This window comes from Corallococcus sicarius, from assembly GCF_003611735.1.
GTDB lineage: Bacteria > Myxococcota > Myxococcia > Myxococcales > Myxococcaceae > Corallococcus > Corallococcus sicarius.
On the sequence record NZ_RAWG01000489.1, the window covers coordinates 1 to 4,812 of the forward strand.

The following is a 4,812-nucleotide window of genomic DNA, read 5'->3' on the forward strand; positions in this document are numbered from 1 at the left end:
CCACTCCGCCGTCCGACCCCAGCTACCCCTACGCCGTCCGCGCCCGCGTCATCTGGGACAGCCCGCAGGTCAATGACCTCGCGGATGCCACCCCCACACTGGTGGAGGTCTCCGTCACCTGGGTCCAGCAGGGGCTGCCCCTCCCCGAGGATCCGACGTCGGTGCAGGACCCCTCGGATCCGGACCCGGCCACCCCGCGGCGCCTCGTGGAGTTGCAGGACGCGCGCGGCACGCGGGCCGACGAGCACACGATGCTCGGGCGTTTCACCCATGACGTGCGCAGCGGTGAGACGCTCCTCACCCTGCGCTTCGACTCGCGCGGTGAGCCCGCGGGCTGGCGGCGCAGCCCGGACAAGCTCATCGCCACCACCCTGGCGCTCGCGCCCGGCCTGCTGAAGGGGCTGTCGGCCGCCGGGCTCGACAACATCGGCGCGCGCATGCTCGCGCTGCTGTCCGCCTCCTCGCTGCTCACCCAGGCGGTGCCCGAGGCGGAGACGGTGCTCCACGCCGTGGAGGCGGAGTTCCGCATGCTCGGGCTCGGTGAGCTGGAGGACTCGCGCTTCCGCTTCACCGTGGACTACAGCGTCGCGCTCCAGGTGGACGCCCTGGGCGTGAAGACCGAGGAGCCGCTCCAGCTGCGCTACCGCGGCGTCGGCGTGCTCGTGGACACGCGCCTGTCCTTCCCGGACAACTTGAGCCTCGTCTTCGAGGACGCCGACATCGACGTGGAGGACCCCGGCCGCTGGAGCATGCAGGGTGCCCTGGGGCAGTTGCTGCGTGTCACCAGCGCGCGGGTGGGCGCGGGCTCCTCGTGGGTGGAGCTGGACTTGGGCTTCGCGCTCGACCTGGGCGTGGTGCGCGTCTCCGGCGCCACGCTGCGCATCACCTTCAGCGGGGGGAACGTGGACGTGGCCCTGCGCGGCCTGGACGTGAGCGTCCGCGTGCCCGGGGTGCTGGAGGGCCAGGGCCGGCTGGCGCGCGACGCGGACGGGGGCCTGCGCGGCGCGGTGCAGCTCCAGGTCATCCCCGCGGGCATCGCCTGCGCCGGGGCCGTGGCCTTCGGAGACCAGGGCTTCTTCACCGTGCAGGTGGACACCACCTTCTCCACGCCCATCCCCCTCTTCACCACCGGCCTGGGCCTCTTCGGCTTCTCCGGCCGCTTCGTCTCCAACGGCGTGCGCAACCTGGCCGCGCTCCCGTCCGGCGACGTGGTGGAGCGGGAGCTGGGCTGGTACCGGCTGCCCCCGGAGCAGAAGTACGTCCCCCAGCGGGGCCCCTGGGCGCTGGGCCTGGGCGCCGTGGTGGGCACCCTGGCCGACCAGGGCTACAGCTTCCACGCGCGCGGCATGCTCGCGCTGCAGCTGCCCGACCTGTCCGTGGTCTTCGGCATCGATGGACGCTTCCTCAGCCGGCCCGAGCCCGCCACCGAGAGGGACAAGGATCCGACAGGAGACACCTCGGCCCGGTTGCTCGGGCTGCTCGCGGTGGACTCCAGCGGCGTGGTGCTGGGCATCCGTGGCACCTACGACTGGCGGCGGCTCCTGCGCGTGGACGTGCCTGTCTCCGGCTTCTTCCCGCGCGTCTCCGGGCCCGCGGCGTACCTGCGCGTGGGCGCGGATGGCTTCGAGGGCCGCACCGGCCAGCCCGTGCGCACGGTCATCCTGCCCGGCCGCCTCGACGCCGAGTCCTCCACCTTCCTGATGATCGAGGAGCGCGGCCTCAAGAACCTGGGCGGGCGCCCCGAGCTGTCCTTCGACGGCTTCTCCGTGGGCTTCGGCTCCCGCTACGAGCTGGACTGGGGCAATGACTTCCTCGGCCTGCACGTCATGGCGGAGATGCTCGCCGGCATTGGCACCAACCCGCTGACCCTGGGCGCCGCGGTGCGCATCGAGGGCGAAGCGCGGCTGCTCGGGTTGGGCGCTGGCGTGAGCGGTGAGCTGGGCTTCCGCTACGTGGACGTCAGCGGGGGCGCGGACGTGTTGCAGCTGCGCGGCCACGTCTGCGGCAAGGTCGGCTTCTGGCGCTTCAAGAAGCAGGTCTGTGCCGACGTGAGCATCGGCGACGGGGACAGCACGGCGCCCCCACCGCCGCCCGTCAGCGGCCTGGAGCTGGTCACCCACCAGCAGCGCCGCATCGGCCAGGCGTCGACGACGGCGGGACAGGGCACCACGGTGTGGCCGGATGCCATCCCCGTGCTGCACTTCACCAGCCCGGTGACGCTGGCGTTGGACACGGCGACCCACTTCCGGCCGCCTCCGCTCGACGGCTCGGCCTGGGTGGGCCAGGGGGAGGTGCGGCATGCGTACCGCTTGCGCTCCCTGCGCCTGCGCGGGCCCAACGGTCCGGTCTCCCCGAACCTGGACGCGCTCTGGGTGCTGCCCTCGCACCGGCCCTCGCTTCCGCAGGAGGGCGAGGCGTCCCTGGGAGACGGCGCGAGGGACCTCCAGCTCATCGTGGGCGAGCCCTACCGGTGGGCCTACAACCTCCTGGAGAGCGGAGGCCCGCTGCTGCCGGGAGATCCGGTGGAGAGCCTGGTGCGCCTGTGCAAGCCCTCACCGGCGGCGCTCCCGGCGAGTGCCGTCGGCCAGGCGGCACAGCGGCTCGACGACGACAAGGTGCTCCTGCCCCCGCACGCGCCGAGCGCGCCGCCGTTCTCCTCACGGGTGTCCGCCGTCGTCACCGAGTTCCTCACCGCCGGGACGCCGCTGGCGAACAGCCTCGATGACATCCTCTCGCAGGGCATCGAGGTCACCGCCGGCACGGTGGGCGCGCTGCCCTCGGCCTACGGGAGCGGCGCCCCCGCGCCCATCGTGAACGCGGCCTGGGAGCCGACGTCCTTCCGGGACCGGACCCTCTTCGCGGGCCAGGCCGGCATGGACGTGCGCTTCGCCTCGCCGCTGCTCCAGCCCCAGGTCGTGCTGGCGCTGGTCCGACGTGACGACGAGCTGACGGGCCGGCGCAGCCGCGCCCACCGCTACCACAGCCTCTCTTTGAACCTTCAGTCCACCGACCTGATGCACGAGGGCCAGCGGTACCTCTCCCTGTCGGGTCCCGACGGAGTGGAGGCCATGAAGGTCCTGGAGACGGTGCCCACCGACCGTCATGCGATCGCCTTCGGACATGGCGGCATCGAGATCCGCCTGAACACGCTCGCCTTCCGGGTCCGGGTGATCTTCTACGTGCTGCACCGGACGGACGACGACGTCCAGCCCGGCGGCCCCATCACCCTTCAGGCGCTGAAGTTCGACAACACCGTCATCGGCACGGTCCAGCGCCAGATTGAGCTGCAGAAGGACCTCACCCTCTCCGTGAGCAGCAGCACGGCGAACATCCTCAAGGTCCGGCTCACCGGGGGCCATGGCTTCTGCACCCTCGTCGAACTGCGCTACGAGTTCGAGAGCCCCCCGGCCCTCAACGGACTGACGGACGTGGAGACCAGCCTGCCGCAGCTCATGGGCACGCGCGTGGACGGGACCCAGGTCGCCTGGAGCTCCCAGCTCGTCGGCAATCCCCCGACCGGCCACACGATGGTCCGCTACCAGCCCCCGGCTGGCGCGACGTGGCGCTCGGTCCGGATTCCCCCCTGCAAGGGCCGGCACCTGGCGCTGCTCAGCGTCTCGGGCGTCACCCAGGAGGCGGAGCTGCGGCGCCAGCGGGACCAGGCGTCACGCCAGGCGCAGGTGACGCAGTGGAACGAGCTGGCCCTGCGGACGTTGGGGCGTCCCCTGCTGGACGCCAACACCCCCTACACACTCGAGGTCCACTGGGACGTCCAGACCTGGTCGCGCCGCAACAGCAAGGGGGAGCTCACCGAACAGCTCGAGCCTCCGGCGGATCCGTGGGCCGCGCCCGGCCCGATGCACTCCGCCACCACCACGTTCCACTTCCGCACCGCGCCCGCGGTGGCGTCGTTGTCCGCGCCACCACCTGACATCACGAACGAGGCGACGTTCGACCCGCGCAACCTGTCGCGCTACCTGCTGGGACTGGACCCTGGCGACGCCAGCGCCCCGCACTTCCCGGACGCCCCGCTGCGGGTGCACTTCCAGGTGGAGCACGTGAGCCGGCTGCTCGGGAAGTACGGCCGCACGCTGGCCGTGCGCATCCGGCGCACCGACCCGCCCGCGGGGACGGTGGACGCGGGCCAGCAGGCCCTGCCGGACCTGGGCCAGGGCGTGCCCGCCACCTGGGAGCCGCTCCCCATCGAGGCCCTGCAGCCCCTCCAGCGGCGCCTCCAGGACCTGGCCACACGCGCGCCCTGCCTGAAGGTGCCGCGCTTCGACGGCAGCACCCTGGTGGTCCGGCCCACGCTCGTGCCGGGCGCGGCCTATGAGATTCAACTCGCGGCCCCGCTCCTCTCCGCGCCCGGCGCGGCCGACGCGCCCCTCTTCGCCCAGGCGTTGATCCGTGCCTCCCGCTACGCCAGTCCCCGCGCGCTGCTCGACGCGCTGGGGCTGACGGAGCCGCTCCCCAGTCCCTTCCTCCCCTCGGAGGTGGCGGTGGCCGCCCCCGTGCCCGGCACGCCGCTGCTCGACGAGGACCGCGCGCTCGAGGACACGCTGGCCGTGCTCGGGTTGGATCCGTGGCCGGCCCCGCGCGAGCCCCGCGTGGTGTTGCTGATGCAGCCGGGGACACCCTTCCGTCTCGTCGGCGTCCTCCTGGAAGCGGAGGAGCCGCTGCACCGGCCCGGCCGGCTCGAACTCCAGCAGGCCTCGCTCCACCGGCTCACGACCAACGGCGCCCCCGTGCTGGAAGCCGCGCTCTCCGTCGTCCGGAGGGACCGCTCTGGCACGCGCCTGCTGCTCGCGCCGG

At 72.9% G+C, this 4,812-nt stretch carries 1 protein-coding gene; it reads left to right on the forward strand.

The window, feature by feature from the left end:
* Positions 1–4,812 (forward strand): hypothetical protein (locus D7X12_RS43270; RefSeq protein WP_158620212.1); only part of this gene is annotated, 4,812 nt, incomplete at both ends.